This window comes from Paraburkholderia sp. CNPSo 3272 (genome assembly GCF_024206495.1).
Classification (GTDB): Bacteria; Pseudomonadota; Gammaproteobacteria; order Burkholderiales; family Burkholderiaceae; genus Paraburkholderia.
Map to the genome: position 1 here is coordinate 15,285 of NZ_JAMBPQ010000016.1, position 14,425 is coordinate 29,709.

The following is a 14,425-nucleotide window of genomic DNA, read 5'->3' on the forward strand; positions in this document are numbered from 1 at the left end:
GCCATGGGTATCGAACGCGAAATCAAGCTCTCGCTGCCGCGCGACCTGGTGGACGCGGCGCTGCATCTCTTCGAGACGCGGGCCGGCAAGCCGGGTCGTGCTATCCGGCTCGAAAACATCTACTTCGACACCCCGGCGCTTGCGCTCGCGCGCGCAAAGAGCGCGCTGCGTCTGCGCCGCGCCCCCGAAGGCTGGCTGCAGACGTTCAAAACGGTGGGTGCGGCGCAAAACGGGCTGCATGCGCGCCACGAGTGGGAAATGCCGGTGACGGGCGAAGCGCTCGAAGTCGACCGGCTGCTGCGCGAGTGTGATGAAGCCGGGGTTTCGACGGCGCTTTCGCAGGCCGCCGCGAAGCTGATCCCGCTCTTTCGCACCGACTTCCAGCGCACGCTGTGGACGCTCGAAGTCGACGGCGCGCAAGTGGAAGCGGCCATCGATCAAGGCGAAGTCACTGCGGAAGTGAACGGCGAAACACGGCGCACGCCGATCTGCGAAATCGAACTAGAACTAAAGTCGGGCGACGAAGCGGCATTGCACACGCTCGCCGCAGAACTTGCGCAAGCGCTGGCAGGCCTCGCGCCGGACGACATCAGCAAAGCCCAGCGCGGATACAAGCTGCGCGAAGGCTGAGAACGACGGGGCGCGGCTTCGGCGCGCTGCATAAACGCGCCCAATCCCTCAGGAAAAGCGCGCAAAAAAGTGCTGTTAGTTGCAAGATGAGCGCCGATGCCGGAAAGGCCGCCCGGTCGCGCTCGCGCCGGATTGAATCGCCGCGCAATTGCTGCGACACTTGCCGCCCATGACCTCCATGAAACGCCCGCGCGTCGCGATGCCGGTGCAAGCCACGCTGTTCGACGACGATCTGTCCGAGGCAGCGCAAGCCACGCTCGACGAGCCGCCGCTGCCCGAAATCGACCCGCGCCAGATCACGATCTTCTCGCTGTTCGACGCCGACGAGTTCCCGGCGCCCGAGCGCACGCACGCCGTTATGCCCGCCCCCGCCATGCCCCACGAACCCGCCACGCCGCAGGCCGCCATCGACACCACGCGCCTCGAAGACCAGTTCGACGCGCTGCCCGCCGCCTGGCGCGAGCTGCTCGCGCCTTTCATCGCGAGCGACGCCTATGCGCCGCTGTGCCGCTTCGTCGACGACGAGCGCGCCGCCGGCAAGACCGTCTACCCCGCCGACGTGTTCCGCGCGCTGCGCCTCACCTCGCCCGACGACGTAAAGGTCGTGATCCTCGGCCAGGACCCGTACCACGGCGACGATAGGGGCACGCCGCAGGCGCACGGCCTGGCCTTCTCGGTGCCCCCTTCGGTGCGCCCGCCGCCTTCGCTGCGCAACATCTTCAAGGAGATCGCGGCCAGCCTCGGCATTCAGGCGCCGACACACGGCTGCCTCGACGCCTGGGCGCGCCAGGGCGTTCTGCTGCTGAACACGGTGCTGACCGTCGAGCGCGCGAGCGCCGCGAGCCACGCGAAGCGCGGCTGGGAGCGCTGCACCGACACGCTGATCCAGCAACTCGCCGCGCGCCATGAGAACCTCGTGTTCATGCTGTGGGGCGCGCACGCGCAGAACAAGCGCGCGCTGCTCTCGGGAGCGCATTGCGTGCTGGAAGCACCGCATCCGTCGCCGCTTTCCGCGCATCGCGGCTTTCTCGGCTGCGGGCATTTCGCGCAGGCCAACGACTATCTGCAGGCGCACGGCCGCCAGCCGATTGACTGGCGTTTGCCGGAGGAAGGCCTCGTGCTCGCCTGAGCCGCCTGGGCCTCGCGGTTCCACGCACAATGAAAAACGCCACGAGATCGCTCTCGTGGCGTTTTTGCTTTTACAGCCGTCGATCGTGCTGCGCTTTAGGCTGCAGCGATCGCCTCACGCGCGCCCGCGAGCGCTGCGCTTGCCGCGTCCGGGCCCATGTTCAGGCCTTCGGCGTAGATGAAGTTCACGTCGGTCATGCCGAGGAAGCCGAGGAACGACTTCAGGTACGGCGTCTGGCTGTCGTGCGCGGTGCCTTGATACTTGCCGCCGCGTGCCGAAACGACATGCACCTTCTTGCCGTTCACGAGGCCTTCGGGACCGTTCGCGGTGTAGCGGAACGTGATGCCGGCGCGCGCGATCCAGTCGAAGTACGTCTTGAGCTGCGACGAGACGCCGAAGTTGTACATCGGCGCACCGATCACGATGATGTCCGCTGCCTGCAGTTCCGCGATCAGCGCGTCGCTGCGTGCGGCGATGGCCTGCTGCTCCGGCGTGCGCTGCTCGACCGGCGTGAAGAACGCGCCGAGCACGGCGTCGTCGAGGTGCGGCAGCGGATCGGCTTGCAGGTTGCGCGTGACGACTTGCGCGCCCGGATTCGATTGTTGCAGCCTGGCCGTCAATTCATTGACGAGCAGCGTCGACTGGGCGCCTTGCGAGCGGGCGGCGGAATTGATTTGCAGGATCGTGGTCATGGTGGCTCCTTCGGGTCTCAGTTGCGCAAAGTTGCGCGAGTGAAGGCATTGTGTTTTTTTACCGCGCCCCGAAAAAGTAGTCCGCCGACGACGCATTGTTGCAACGATAGAACAATCACCGGCATGAAAAACCGGCGTGGAATCCATCGCCCCTACGCCGCTCATGGCGCCCCATGCCGCCGTGTCCCGCCCAGCGGCTTATGCCGCCAGCCAGCGCTCGCGCAATGAGCGCGCGGGCGCACGCTTGTCCGAGGCGGCGAGCTTGTAGCGCGCCACTTCGGGCGCGTCGAGGGTCAGACGCGCCACGCGAAGCTCGTCGCGGCGGAACGCGTGGATGTCGACCTTCGTGCCCGGCTGGTAGCGCGAGAGCAGCGCGTCGAGGTTCGAGCCCGTCACGCGCAGGCCGTCGAGCGCAACGAGCGCGTCGCCAGCCGAAAGCCCCGCCTTCTGCGCCGCGCCGCCTTCGTAGACCACTGCAAGCGTCGCTTCGGCGCCGCCGCGCAGCCGCGCGCCGAGCGACGGCTTCGCGCCGCGCTCGGGCTCCCCTTCGAGCGCCACGCCGAACGGCTCGAACAGCGCCGCGAGCGGCAGGTCGCGCGTGCCGCGCACGGCGTCGCTAAAGAGCGCGCCCAGCTCCACGCCCGTCGCCTCGGCGATCAGCGCCTCGACGTCCTCCTCGCCCACGCCCACCGGCTTGCCGCGATAGAAGTCGCGCCCATAGCGCTGCCACAGCAGACGCATGACGTCATCGAGCGATTTGCGGCCGTTCGTCTGCGCGCGAATCGCGAGGTCGAACGACAGCGCCACGAGTGAGCCCTTGGTGTAGTAGCTCACGATCGCGTTCGACGCGTTCTCATCCTGGCGGTAGTACTTCACCCACGCGTCGAACGAACTTTCCGCGACGCTCTGCTTCAGGCGTCCCGCCCCGCGCAGCACGCCGGCGATCGTCTTGCCGAGCAGGCCGAAGTATTCGTCTGCGGAAATAAGGCCGCTGCGCACGAGCATGAGGTCGTCGTAGTACGACGTGAAGCCCTCGAACAGCCACAGCAGCGACGTGTAGTCCTCGCGCGTGAGGTCGTACGGCACGAACGCCGCAGGCTTGATGCGCTTCACGTTCCACGTGTGGAAATATTCGTGGCTGCACAGGCCGAGATAGGTCCGATAGCCGTCCGACGTCTCCGGCTTGCCCTTCACCGGCAGGTCGGTGCGATTGCAGATGAGCGCAGTCGATGCGCGATGCTCGAGGCCGCCGTAACCGTCGCTCACTGCCTGCGTCATGAACACGTAGCGCTCCATCGGCGCGCGCTTCGTACGCGGCTCGAACAGCGCGATCTGCGCCTCGCAGATCTTCTTCAGGTCGGCGGCGAGACGCTCGGTGTCGAGGGCGACCACGCGGCCCGCGATCACGATATCGTGCGGCACGCCGTGGGCCTTGAAGCTCGCGAGCGTGAACTCGCCGAGCGTGACCGGGTGATCGATCAACTCGTCGTAGTTCGTGGCCGTGTACTCGCCAAAGCCGTAACGCTTGGTGCCGCGCGCTTCCGTGAGCGCCGTGCCCACGCGCCAGTGGCGGTAGGCGTGGCCGTCCGGACGCTGAATATCGACCGCGTGCTGCGCCTCCTCATGACCGAGCGCCGCGAGAAACACGCTCGTACCGTTGAAGAAGCCCACCGTGTCGTCGAGATGCGCCGCGCGCACCGACAGGTCCCAGGCGTAGACTTCGTAGCGCAGCGTGAGCGCACCCTTCACGGGCGCGGCCTGCCATGAATGCTTGTCGGTCTTCGTCACGCGCACCTTGCGGCCCGCGTCGTTGAAGGCGCGCAGCGTGACGATGTTGCGCGCGAACTCGCGCACCATGTAGCTGCCCGGAATCCACACGGGCAGCATGAAGCATTGGCCGTCCGGCGCGGGGTCTTCCACGGTGAGCGTCACCTCGAACAGATGCGCGGCGGGATTCTTCGGGACGATGGTGTATCGGATCGGCTTCATCGGGGGGATCGGTGAGAGATTCGGTCAGCAGACGCTGCAGTGCAAATTCAGTATGCCCGGCAGACAGCAACGGACAAAAAGCGCCGGGCAAAAAGAGCACCGGCCGCGAAAGCGGCCGGCGGGTTCGGGCGAGGCGTCAGTGAGCGCCGTTCAGACCGCGCTCGAGCCGGTCGGCGCTGACTGCGCCGGGCAGGCGCGTGCCGTCGGCGAGAATCACGGTGGGCGTGCCGGTCACGTTCATCTTCTGGCCGAGCGCGAGATTGCTGTCGATGGCGGCCGTGTCGCACGTGCCGGCTGCCGTGGGCGCCTTGCGGTCCACCATCCACGATTCCCAGGCCTTGCCGCGGTCGGCCGAGCACCAGATCTGCTTGGCCTTCGCCGTCGAATCCGCCGAGAGCACCGGATACAGGAAGGTGTAGACCGTCACGTTGTCCACGGACTTCAGCGTGTTTTCGAGCTGATGGCAGTACGGGCAGTTCGGGTCGGAGAACACGGCCATCTTGCGCTTGCCGTCGCCCTTCACGACCTTGACCGCGTTCTCGAACGGCAGCTTCGCGAAATCGACCTTGTTGATTTCGTTCAGGCGCGCCTCGGTGAGGTTGCGGTGCGCCTTCGTGTCGATGAGTTCGCCGTTGAGCACGTAGTCGCCGTTGGCGTCGCTGTAGACGATCTGCGTGCCGAGATTGATCTCGTAAAGGCCCGGCATCGGCGCCTTGGTGATGCCCTTGATGTCGCTGGCGTCGATGCCGAGGCGCGTCTGCAGCGCCGACCTGATCTTGTCGGTGGTCTGGTCGGCCTGGGCCGAGCAGCCGAGCGCCGAGGTGGCTACCGCGATCACGAGCGCGGCAAATCGAATACGCGTTTGCATGGGATGCATTCCTGATTCAGGCGCGCCGCGCAAGCGCGACGCGCGCAGAGTTCCGTTGAATGGCCGGAGCGGTAAGCGCTGCGGGCGCGGCCAATACGCCCATTCTAAGCCGCACTGGCCTCGAGCAACCGAAATGCCTGCTTGCGCAGGCGAGCCCGTCGATATTAGCCGAGCGCCGAAGCCACGAGCCAGCGCTTGAGCAGCGGCTGCGCGCCCACGAATGCCATGCCCGTATTGCGCACCGCGCGCGCGAGCGTGCCGGGCAACGCGAAGAGCCGCTGCAGGCCGTCGGTTGCGACCACAAGCTTCTGGATGTCCTCGCGCCGGCCGCGTTCGTAGCGGCGCAGCAGCACGATGTCGCCGAGATCGCGGAATGCCTCTTTCTTCGTGACCACGTCGACGAGCGCGGCAACGTCGCGCAAGCCGAGATTCACGCCCTGGCCCGCAAGCGGGTGAATCAGATGCGCAGCGTCGCCGACCAGCGCGACGCGCGGCGCCACGAGCCGGTCGACGGTTTGCAGCGATAGCGCAAAGCCGCGCGCAGGCGTGACGCATTCGAGCGCGCCCAGCTGGCTTTGCGAGACCCGCTCGACTTCGGCGGCAAGCTGCGCCGGTTCGAGCTTGAGCAGTTCGTCGGCATGTTCGGTCTGCGCCGACCAGACGAGCGACACGTGCCGCTCCGGCAGCGGCAGCAAGGCCACGATCTCGCCCTCGCGGAACCACTGGTACGCCGTTTCGCCGTGTGGCTTCTCGGCACGGAAGTTGGCGACCACGCCGGTTTGCCGGTAATCGCGCCGTTCGACCGTCGAGCCGATCTGCTCGCGCACCCACGAATGCGCGCCGTCCGCGCCGATGGCGAGGTCGGCTTCGATCGTGCGGCCATTGGCGAGGCCGATCACGGCCGCGTCGGGTTTCACGTCGAGCGTCTGTGCACGCGTGTCGATCCACGCGAGATTGGGCTGGAAGTGCAGCGCGGCGTCGAGCGCGCGCTCGACGACCGACGACTCGGCAATCCACGCCAGCTGCGCAACCGACGCCTGGTATGCCGAGAAGTGCAGCTCCGCCGCGGCGTCGCCGAACACGCGCATGTCGTAGACGGGCGTGAGGCGCGCGGCGTCGGCGGCCTGCCAGACCCGCAGCCGCTCGAACAGCGCCTGCGAGCTGCGCGAAAAGGCGTACACTCGCGGGTCGAACGCGGCCCCCGCGGGCAGCGGCGCGCACGGTTGCGCGAGCAGCGCCACGCGCAGGCCGCTCTGGGTCAGCGCGAGCGCCGCCGACTTGCCGACGAGCCCGCCGCCGATCACGGCGACATCAAAGGTCTGGTTGCTTGCAGTCATGCGCGCATTATAGCCGCGGGCGCTTGTGGGGCCGGGCCGGCCGGGCGCGGTGTTGCGGCGCAGCAAGGCGTTGCGGGAACACCGCCCGGGAGCGCGGCGACGCTAGCGGCTAACCCTCACGCGGACGAGGTTACAATTACGGTTTTCGTGACTCCCCGTCACGTCCCCCGACGTGCCACCTGCGCCGCCCCGCCCTCCGCCCGCGCGCTTTCGCGAGACGCCCGGCCCCGGGCGCTTCGCGCGCGGCGAGCCGCACGTCACCACCCTGACATGCAGAGATTTACATGAGCCTCCAATGCGGCATCGTCGGCTTGCCTAACGTCGGCAAGTCCACCCTCTTCAACGCGCTGACCAAGGCGGGCATCGCGGCCGAAAACTATCCGTTGTGACGACGGGATCAACGTCCCCTTCGTAATCAGATAGTTAGAGACTCATTCGGGAATTCAGAAACAAAACAAGTACAAATCTGGACGCACCTGTCCGCCGTTTTCTGCGGACCGTTGATGCTACCAAGCCGACGGCTAAGTTGTCACCTTGCGTGACCCGAACATTCTGCCAACGTTCGCCGCGTCAGATTACTTGCCGTTCCGCAGACGCTAATGTCAAAACGGGATGCTGTCGTCCATCGCGTCAAAGGCGGACTTTTTGGCGCTCGACGAATGAAAGGTGAACTTGTCTTCGTTCGCTTCAATCCATTGCCACCCTTGGTCAGTCACCTGAATACCGGGGTATGGTTCACCGCGCTCGTCTTCAACTTCAACGGTCTCGACCAGCTTCTTGACCTTCAACCTACGCAATCCAAGGTTGAATCCGAGATTGTTCAATCCTGCGCGTTCGCAGTCATTTCTCACGGACCATATGGACGTAGCGTGATCGTCTTGGGCTACGCTATTGGCCGTTACAGCAAGCACGCTCAGTTCTTGCGATGAAAGACCATCAACACTGGCGACACTCGATTGTTCTGCCATCTCTTCCAGCACTTCGCCCTGTTCAAGCATGGCTTTCAGTTTTTCGGTCAGACTGTCATTGAACGCCTGAAAGTCCCTTGGCGATTCGGTCTTGTAGGTGACGACGGCCCTATGCTGGATGTCGAACGGAAAACGCTTCCCTGCCTTTTGCCGCTCATCAGAACAGGCCATCACCACAGGACGACCGGCTGCGTAAGCAAACCCAAGCTCGTACCAGACGTTCGGATTGTCTTCCGTGATGTCGGCAAGGCACACCGCTGCCCGCTTGATGTTTTTCTCAATTGCTTCGACCAGCACGGTCGCCGATGAATCTTGATCGACCCGATAGGCCGTCATCCCTGCCGCTTCAATGGCTGGCTTGTACAGATCGTCGAATCGCTTGTTGTAGGTATCGGTGAAAGGCTGAATTACGAAGCATATTGGCATAGGGCACCGTCGCTGCAATCGTTGGAATTGCGGGAGATTCTACATCCGTGGTTGGGTCCCAAAGCATCGTAATACTACGTGTACAACTCGTCCCAATCTTCGCCGAGCGTCCACCGAAGCGCGGACAGCTTACCGTTAATCATCCCCCACTCGAAGTCCGTCCAAGGTCCGCAGTTCCCCGTACCAAGCTCCCGCTCCGCCTTCTTGGCAGATCGCAACGCTCCCTTCCAAATGTCCTCCGCAATGTGGGTCTGGGTGTTCAACTTGCGCTTCGCCCATCCTTCCTCCCAACTTTCTGTACTAATGATCTTGACCTTGCCTTTCTCAACCTGCCACTCGGTGTACTTATGCCTGTTGTACCAAACCTGAGTCGTCAACACATGCATCGCCCGTAGTATTTCCGCAAGGCTTCTCGGCTCCTGCACCCACTCCTGTTCCCACATCGCGTGGCTAACGCTTATCGGGTCGATGCGTCGCAAACAGTCCGCCAAGGTGACGAAGTACATCGACTTGATCTTCGAAAACGAAGCAGCGAAATCGACGTGCGGCAGCCGCTGGTCGCCGTTGGCGCGGCTAAAGTCATGCTTGTTGTGCGTGACAAACGCGAAGCGTTGGCCTTGACCGCCCATAGCCTTTACGCACTCAAAGTAGGTTTCAAGCAGGATCGCATCGGCCATCGAATTCTTGTTTTCATGGTGGCACGGCGCTTTTCGGTGAAGCGCCCGATCTGCCGCGCGAAGCTTGGCGGCGTCAGACGCTTCAATAATCGTCGATTCGGACAACATCCCCGCAATTCGCCTGAGGACGCCTTCTGCGGCACCGCCCATGATTGGTATGCGGTGATCCAAGTCTGACAGGTAGTCCAGCACGCGAGTTTTCTGGCGCTTGTCGCCATCCACCTTGCGGATGGCTGCCTTGACGTGATTGAAGTGCGTGGACAGCCCTTTCGCGCTCGATTTTGCGATCTTGTCTCGATTCTTAAGAAATTCATCCACGACGATGCGCGGCACCAGTAGGCGCATCTGTCCGTCCTTGACCAAGCGTTCGACCGCATCCAGCAACGGCGTTTGCTTCGCATCTTCGGCTAGGTCCAGCCAGACGCTTGTGTCAATCAGGACGTTGAACATCGGCATCGACCCATTAGTTTGATCGGTACGGTGAGGCTCATCAAACGGCTGCGCCACCGATGAGATCGATACACAAGGAATGAACGTGTTGCCATAGGTCGCCGGAACTGCGGTCCAGCGTCAAATATGAGTTCTCAGCCTTAGCTGCAAACCACCATCGCAAAAGGTCCGACTCGTTCCATCCTTTTCTCGTTCCGAGCGGGACTTGACTGAGCTTTGTCCTGACAGCCTGTCGAAACTCTTCTTTTTTCATTGCGTTCTCTCGACTAGGGGTCCATTGACCTGCGAAGGTGATTATCGCCGACTCGTTCGGATTCTTGTAACCAACTGCCAATCAAAGGCTCTACAAGTTCGAAACCCCGAAGCTGTTGAAGCCACCGCGTCGGAATCCCATCTAGGGCGAACCGAATGCCCGCAAGGCCACCAGCAATCGCTGCCGTTGTGTCGGTGTCGTGGCCGAACAAGATGGCAGTTCGAACCACATCCTCGAACGTCTCTTCTTCCATCGCCTTCCGGGCGGACCAGAGGCTGTCGATGCAATACCCACTACCGCGCGGTGTATCGGTCTTCGGGAAACATCGCAACACGTCGAGTTCGGCCAGAAACAAATTCCGTTCGCGCTGGTCAGGCCAGACGTTGTAAATCTCTTCGAGACGCTGATCGGCCCATGACCACGGATCAGTCTTCGCCGACAAGTAGCCTCTCGCGACCACGCTGTAATAGGCGCACGCAACAAGCGAGCGTGGGTGGGCATGCGTTGGCAACGATTGAAGATGGGCGTCGCGGACCAATGCGTCATCGGGTCCGGTATGCCACAGCGCCAGCGGAAGCACCCTCATCAGCGATCCGTTTCCGTTGTCCCACTCCGACGCGCCGCCCGATTCGCGTGCTGACGCACCGTCGCGCAGCTTACTCAATGCTTCGGCAGTCTGGATTCCGCAGTCAAACACATCGCCATCGACCGCGAGATACCCGTCGTCAAGCCACCTCACCAGCCTGTCCGCGAAATCTGTGAGCGAAAACCTCCTGCATTCAACTAGGGTAGCGAGCAAGCAGAGGGCTTGTGCGCCATCATCGGACCATGTGCCGACAGGCACTCCCGCGTGAGAGCGCCGGTATCCCTCGGGCGGGATCATGTCGATCAATTCGCGCGGTGGAAGAAGATTCGGCGTCTTGAATTCGAATGGAACACCCAAGGCGTCCCCGACCAGTAGACCGATAAGGCCACCGACCCGCGCGTCCGCAGATGGGCGTAGCCCGAGATACCCTTCGTTATTGTTCATCTGCTCTCCCGTAGACATGGCACTGTACCGGACACTAAAGAGAAAAACCGCCGTCAGGCTTTCACCATCAGGCGGTTTTCGGACGATCTCGAAACTCGGCAAGGACGGGATCGACCCGTTACAGTTACATCGCCGACAACTGCTGAATCCGCGTTTCCATCACTTTCGATAAGCACTCTGCGTCCGAACATGAGTTCCGCTCTTTGGACAGCCAGTCGCGCTGATCGGCTTTCAGGGCGGTCGGGTCGCTCGCTTTGGCGCGGGCCGCACTGTAGGCGGCAGCTAGACGCCGGTCGGCATCAGCGGTTTCTGGCGTCGAACAGATCAGATGTTCAATCGGCGACGACGCCTTCGTGCAGTCAAAGCTGGCATGAACGCCCGCCGTGCCGTTGGCATCCTGCGTCGGGGTCGTTGTCGATACCGACTGCTGTACTGCACTGGCTGTCGGTGCCCATGATGCGAGCGATGCGTTGACGGCCTTCTCTGGTTCCATCGGTTGCTGCGCCGTTTGCGTTGCATCTTCCGACGACGCTGGCACCGGGGCAGCCGAAGTCGCTACATCACTACCCGCCGACTGACCATCTGCGACGGCCTTTGCTGCTTCATCGCCGGACGCCGAACTAGCGGCTGCTGGGGCGGCGGCTGCACCGCTCGCCGATGACGGCTGCGCTTCCGATGACGCAGCTACCTGAGTCCCCGGTCCGAACACGATGCGGTCGAGCGGCACAAGGAAGTAAAGACCGGTAAGAAGAACAATGAACAGCCCACCAGTCAAGAAGACCCGCGCACCGTATTCGTAGTAAAAGCGTTGCTTCGCCAACTCGCCCGCACTGCTGGCGATGATGATGTCTGGCTGGCCCGCATTCCGAGCGAGAAACCCCAAGTTCCATGCCTTCGGGGCCAAGAACAGGAAGACGAGCGCGAAGGCGGCGCAGATCGCCACGGACGTGTACAAGAGTTCGGTATAAGCACCGTATGCAAGCAGACCGTAAATCGCTGCGCCCGCTATACCCCAAAACTTTCCGGCTGCATTGCTGATCGACTTCTCGATCTTCGCGTCCCTAGCGCTTGCTTCGGCAGCAGCGATGTCGCCGCCGCAGTGCTTGCATCGAATCGCTGAATCCTGAATGTCTTCCGCACAGAAAAGGCAAGTCTTCATATCTCTATCCCCCGTCGATCAATTGGCGCAGCCCTTCCATTGGCTCCCGCCTTGTCTTCTTTACGTCCAACGGTTCACAACCTCAAATAAGGTACATGTACCGTGGATGCTGGCGCATCATATCTGAATGATGCGGGTGTGCCAAACCTCAGCAGCCACCGCCAAAATCCAACGCTTGTCGCCCTCGGCGAAGCCATCCGACGCGTTCGGAAAGGGCGTGGCATGTCCCAAGAACAACTGGCGCTGACGGCAGAAGTTGATCTCAGTTACTTGGGCCGAGTGGAGCGTGGCGACAACGCTGCTGCGCTGTTGACGTTGAAACGAATCGCCGATGCGCTCGGCGTCACGATGGCGGCGTTGATGGGTGAAGCGGGTTTATGAGGCAGCCGTCGCTTTCGCCGTTGCTGGTTGATATAGCCGCATGACGGCCTGATACCGAGTCTTCATGCGCTACGCGGCTTGCGACGATCCGACCAGTCAATCAGTGCGCACGGCGTCCCATCGCGACCGACACCGGTCACGTCATTCGACTCTTCTTTGATCTGCCGCGAGAGACGTGAAAGCGTGGATCGGGAACAATCGGTTGCCGCGATAATGGTGTTCCAGCTATCACCACGTCGAAGCATCTGCATGATCGCCGCGTTCCGCTGGTCATTGGGCTTGCGACCTTTGTAACCACCAGCCGCTTTCAGCTTCTCGATACCCTGCGTCTGTCGGCGACGCCGGTCTTCGTAGTCCTTGCGTGCGATTGCGGCCAGCATATCCAGCATCATCGCGTTCAGCGCATCCATCATCCGGGACGTGATGTCGTCCTCGGTGGTTGTCATCATCCACGATGTCGGCAAGTCCAACGCGACAACGCGGACTCGACGTGATTGCAGTTCGGCTTTCAGCTTGGCCCAATCATCAGTATTGAGACGTGAGAGACGGTCCACCTGTTCGATCAACAAGATGTCACCTTCATGACAGTCCAACAGCAATCGGAACAGTTCAGGGCGTTGAAGCGATGCACCGGATTCGTTCTCAACATAGAAAGCAGCGATTTGAAGACCACGCTCTTTCGCAAACTCGATCAGGTCATTCTTGGCACGGCTGGCATCTTGTTCTTTTGTTGAAGCACGAAGGTACGCACGAACGAACATGTCTCACCCCGAACGGTCTTTTTAGGATGGTTCGCATATTACCAGTTCGCTTTGGGTTATGTCCAGACATTTAGCGAACCATCATTGAACTGGTTTCCATGAGGTACACCGTTAGGAAACCAGCGAAAACATGTGTATGCTTACACAGGCTGTTTATCCATACAGGGGGTACGCATGCACCACTCGTTCGACAAGCGGTTAATCAGATTCGAGAACATCGACGAAATCAGAACACGCCCAGCGTTCCGCGACGAGATCGCGGCTGCGTCCGCGCTTCCGAAGGAAGCTGTCGGGGTTTACCGGTTTCCGAAAGACGCACCTGAACAGTGCGGCCTGTCGAATTGTCGAACGCCGCATATGAAGGGATTCGTGGTCGCTATGCAATCCGGCGAAGAAACGCTCATTGGTTGCTATTGCGGTGCGAAGAAGATGGGACTGGCCTTTCAGGAAGTTATCAATCGAGCGCAACTGGCCGACCGTATGCAGCGATACCGGGACACGATATTGGCTGCGATAGTGAACGCGGATGAATTCGACGCGCGGCTCGCTGATCTGCTGGACCGACCGTTCGGTGCGAAGTGGGTCGCAAAGCGCGTCGCGAATTGCAACGCGACATTGCCGTCAGAAGCGAACTACCTGATTCGCCGGATGGCGCAACGGCAAGAACCCGATGTCTTTGATGCCGTTCCCATGACCAAAAAGGAAATTGCAATTGCGCGTGAGACGGGCGCAATACCCAAGGGGCAACCGGGTCCCTACTTTCGACAGGAGAAAGTTGGCGTTATTGTGGGACTGGAAATCTGGCGAACCGATCTACGGGCATTGCTGATCGACGATCTGCAACAAGGCATGCGTGCCTTGAAAGCTCTCGATGTGGTGTCGATACGTTCCGAAAATGCGCTGCGAAACCATGCCCGGTGGGTAGGTGAAATTCCGCAAAAATTTTCGGATGCTGAACGACTAATCGTGGCGGGACAGGAGTTCTTTGACGCAGGGAACCTACACCTATTGAAACGGCTCAGTACGGTTGAAAGGGAAATCAAGGGATTGGCGGAAGCAGTAGATACACTTATCTCGCAGACCAAGGCGAATCTGCAATCACCGGTGACAGGCAATCACCAGTGACAGGTAATCACCAGTGGCATTGGTAATCACCAGTGGCATAGGTAATCACCAGTGACAGGCAATGATCAGTGACATAGGTAATCACCAGTGAAATAGGCAATCACCAGTGACAGGCAATGACCAGTGACATAGGTAATCACCAGTGACAGGCAATGACCAGTGACATAGGTAATCACCAGTGACAGGCAATGATCAGTGACATAGGTAATCACCAGTGACAGGCAATGACCAGTGACATAGGTAATCACCAGTGACAGGCAATGATCAGTGACATAGGTAATCACCAGTGACAGGCAATGACCAGTGACATAGGTAATCACCAGTGACAGGCAATGACCAGTGGCACTGGTAATCACCAGTGACAGGTAATCACCAGTGACAGGCAATGATCAGTAACAGGTAATCACCAGCAACAGGTAATCACCAGCAACAGGTAATCACCAGTGACAGGCAATGACCAGTAACAGGTAATCACCAGTGACATAGGTAATCACCAGTGACAGGCAATGACCAGTAACAGGTAATCACCAGTGACAGGCAATGACCAGTG

Annotated in this window: 14 protein-coding genes and 1 pseudogene; 5 read left to right on the forward strand and 10 right to left on the reverse strand. The window is 61.1% G+C overall.

Annotated elements, in window-relative coordinates:
- The first annotated feature begins 3 nt into the window (after positions 1-3).
- A complete protein-coding gene (locus M3I53_RS20095; protein WP_254317634.1) occupies positions 4-630 on the forward strand; it encodes a CYTH domain-containing protein in 627 nt (208 codons plus the stop codon).
- Positions 631-799: 169 nt separating this feature from the next.
- Positions 800-1,759 (forward strand): uracil-DNA glycosylase, encoded by a 960-nt coding sequence (locus M3I53_RS20100; RefSeq protein WP_254317635.1) that lies wholly within the window; start codon positions 800-802, stop codon positions 1,757-1,759.
- 95 nt (positions 1,760-1,854) lie between these two features.
- Here the strand turns inward: M3I53_RS20100 and M3I53_RS20105 are convergent, their stop codons facing one another.
- The 4 genes from M3I53_RS20105 to M3I53_RS20120 form a co-directional block, all read right to left on the reverse strand.
- On the reverse strand, positions 1,855-2,451 hold the full coding sequence (locus M3I53_RS20105) for an FMN-dependent NADH-azoreductase (RefSeq protein WP_254317636.1): 597 nt from the start codon (positions 2,449-2,451) through the stop codon (positions 1,855-1,857).
- 198 nt (positions 2,452-2,649) lie between these two features.
- Positions 2,650-4,440: a M61 family metallopeptidase gene (locus M3I53_RS20110; protein ID WP_254317637.1), complete on the reverse strand. Its 1,791-nt coding sequence runs from the start codon at positions 4,438-4,440 to the stop codon at positions 2,650-2,652.
- 136 nt (positions 4,441-4,576) lie between these two features.
- Positions 4,577-5,308, reverse strand: a complete 732-nt coding sequence (locus M3I53_RS20115; RefSeq protein WP_254317638.1) for a DsbC family protein — start codon at positions 5,306-5,308, stop codon at positions 4,577-4,579.
- A gap of 164 nt (positions 5,309-5,472) precedes the next feature.
- Positions 5,473-6,645 (reverse strand): UbiH/UbiF family hydroxylase, encoded by a 1,173-nt coding sequence (locus M3I53_RS20120; RefSeq protein ID WP_254317639.1) that lies wholly within the window; start codon positions 6,643-6,645, stop codon positions 5,473-5,475.
- Positions 6,646-6,929: 284 nt separating this feature from the next.
- Between M3I53_RS20120 and M3I53_RS20125 the strand changes: the two are divergent.
- Positions 6,930-7,028 (forward strand): annotated as a pseudogene (locus M3I53_RS20125) (GTPase); the annotation flags it as partial.
- A 219-nt stretch (positions 7,029-7,247) separates the two neighbouring features.
- Here the strand turns inward: M3I53_RS20125 and M3I53_RS20130 are convergent.
- From M3I53_RS20130 to M3I53_RS20145, 4 genes are all read right to left on the reverse strand, one after another.
- Positions 7,248-8,039, reverse strand: a complete 792-nt coding sequence (locus tag M3I53_RS20130) for a nucleoside 2-deoxyribosyltransferase (RefSeq protein WP_254317640.1) — start codon at positions 8,037-8,039, stop codon at positions 7,248-7,250.
- 74 nt (positions 8,040-8,113) lie between these two features.
- A complete protein-coding gene (locus tag M3I53_RS20135; RefSeq protein ID WP_254317641.1) occupies positions 8,114-9,223 on the reverse strand; it encodes a PIN domain-containing protein in 1,110 nt (369 codons plus the stop codon).
- A gap of 209 nt (positions 9,224-9,432) precedes the next feature.
- Entirely contained in the window at positions 9,433-10,449 is a 1,017-nt protein-coding gene (locus tag M3I53_RS20140; RefSeq protein WP_254317643.1) for an ADP-ribosylglycohydrolase family protein, read from the reverse strand.
- A 124-nt stretch (positions 10,450-10,573) separates the two neighbouring features.
- Positions 10,574-11,608 carry a lysozyme inhibitor LprI family protein gene (locus M3I53_RS20145; RefSeq protein WP_254317644.1) on the reverse strand — a complete coding sequence of 345 codons (1,035 nt, stop codon included), beginning with the start codon at positions 11,606-11,608 and terminating at the stop codon, positions 10,574-10,576.
- A gap of 138 nt (positions 11,609-11,746) precedes the next feature.
- Here M3I53_RS20145 and M3I53_RS38235 point away from each other — a divergent pair, with 138 nt between their 5' ends.
- Positions 11,747-11,989 carry a helix-turn-helix transcriptional regulator gene (locus M3I53_RS38235; protein WP_309249538.1) on the forward strand — a complete coding sequence of 81 codons (243 nt, stop codon included), beginning with the start codon at positions 11,747-11,749 and terminating at the stop codon, positions 11,987-11,989.
- Positions 11,990-12,051: 62 nt separating this feature from the next.
- On the opposite strand, the gene M3I53_RS20155 is transcribed toward M3I53_RS38235, so the two are convergent.
- A complete protein-coding gene (locus M3I53_RS20155) occupies positions 12,052-12,750 on the reverse strand; it encodes a recombinase family protein (protein ID WP_254317646.1) in 699 nt (232 codons plus the stop codon).
- Positions 12,751-12,924: 174 nt separating this feature from the next.
- Here M3I53_RS20155 and M3I53_RS20160 point away from each other — a divergent pair, with 174 nt between their 5' ends.
- Positions 12,925-13,875, forward strand: coding sequence for a hypothetical protein (locus tag M3I53_RS20160; RefSeq protein WP_254317647.1), 951 nt, complete (start codon positions 12,925-12,927; stop codon positions 13,873-13,875).
- A gap of 65 nt (positions 13,876-13,940) precedes the next feature.
- Here the strand turns inward: M3I53_RS20160 and M3I53_RS20165 are convergent, their stop codons facing one another.
- Positions 13,941-14,261 carry a hypothetical protein gene (locus M3I53_RS20165; RefSeq protein WP_254317648.1) on the reverse strand — a complete coding sequence of 107 codons (321 nt, stop codon included), beginning with the start codon at positions 14,259-14,261 and terminating at the stop codon, positions 13,941-13,943.
- Positions 14,262-14,425: the final 164 nt, after the last annotated feature.

What these genes read in the sequence shown, in the direction of transcription:
- M3I53_RS20095 (WP_254317634.1), top strand. Translation starts at nt 4, where the DNA reads ATGGGTATCGAACGCGAAATCAAGCTCTCGCTGCCGCGCGACCTGGTG.
- M3I53_RS20100 (WP_254317635.1), top strand. Translation starts at nt 800, where the DNA reads ATGACCTCCATGAAACGCCCGCGCGTCGCGATGCCGGTGCAAGCCACG.
- M3I53_RS20105 (WP_254317636.1), bottom strand. Translation starts at nt 2,451, where the DNA reads ATGACCACGATCCTGCAAATCAATTCCGCCGCCCGCTCGCAAGGCGCC.
- M3I53_RS20110 (WP_254317637.1), bottom strand. Translation starts at nt 4,440, where the DNA reads ATGAAGCCGATCCGATACACCATCGTCCCGAAGAATCCCGCCGCGCAT.
- M3I53_RS20115 (WP_254317638.1), bottom strand. Translation starts at nt 5,308, where the DNA reads ATGCAAACGCGTATTCGATTTGCCGCGCTCGTGATCGCGGTAGCCACC.
- M3I53_RS20120 (WP_254317639.1), bottom strand. Translation starts at nt 6,645, where the DNA reads ATGACTGCAAGCAACCAGACCTTTGATGTCGCCGTGATCGGCGGCGGG.
- M3I53_RS20130 (WP_254317640.1), bottom strand. Translation starts at nt 8,039, where the DNA reads ATGCCAATATGCTTCGTAATTCAGCCTTTCACCGATACCTACAACAAG.
- M3I53_RS20140 (WP_254317643.1), bottom strand. Translation starts at nt 10,449, where the DNA reads ATGAACAATAACGAAGGGTATCTCGGGCTACGCCCATCTGCGGACGCG.
- M3I53_RS20145 (WP_254317644.1), bottom strand. Translation starts at nt 11,608, where the DNA reads ATGAAGACTTGCCTTTTCTGTGCGGAAGACATTCAGGATTCAGCGATT.
- M3I53_RS20155 (WP_254317646.1), bottom strand. Translation starts at nt 12,750, where the DNA reads ATGTTCGTTCGTGCGTACCTTCGTGCTTCAACAAAAGAACAAGATGCC.
- M3I53_RS20160 (WP_254317647.1), top strand. Translation starts at nt 12,925, where the DNA reads ATGCACCACTCGTTCGACAAGCGGTTAATCAGATTCGAGAACATCGAC.